The 284-nt window shown below is 70.4% G+C and carries 1 protein-coding gene; it reads right to left on the bottom strand.

Annotated elements, in window-relative coordinates:
- A partial coding sequence (locus OH705_RS27070; RefSeq protein WP_267303416.1) for an alginate O-acetyltransferase AlgF occupies nucleotides 1–226 on the bottom strand: 226 nt, incomplete at its 3' end.
- Between the last annotated feature and the right edge of the window lie 58 nt (nucleotides 227–284).

The following is a 284-nucleotide window of genomic DNA, read 5'->3' as shown; positions in this document are numbered from 1 at the left end:
CCGGCACGAAGCGGTAGCCGATGAGCTGCCCCGGGGCGACCTTCTGCGCATTGAGCTTGACGCTGAGGGCCACATCGATGCTGCTGGCGGACCGGTTGAGCACGCGCACGAAGGCCGAATCGGCCGGGGCCACGGCGTCGTACAGGTCGGCAGTGCCGTCGGCGGCCAGGGCGGTGTGGCTGGCGGCGGTCAGGGCCAGGGCGGTGAACAGGGGCGAAAGCTTCATCAGGTTCGCCTAGGAACGTCAGAAATGCGCGGGCTGGGCGTCGCGGGCAAGCGCGCCG

The sequence above is a fragment of the Pseudomonas sp. BJa3 genome, from assembly GCF_026343815.1.
Classification (GTDB): domain Bacteria; phylum Pseudomonadota; class Gammaproteobacteria; order Pseudomonadales; family Pseudomonadaceae; genus Aquipseudomonas; species Aquipseudomonas soli.
Note: the sequence above shows the minus strand (reverse complement) of the source record. Positions and strands in the feature narration are given on the sequence as shown.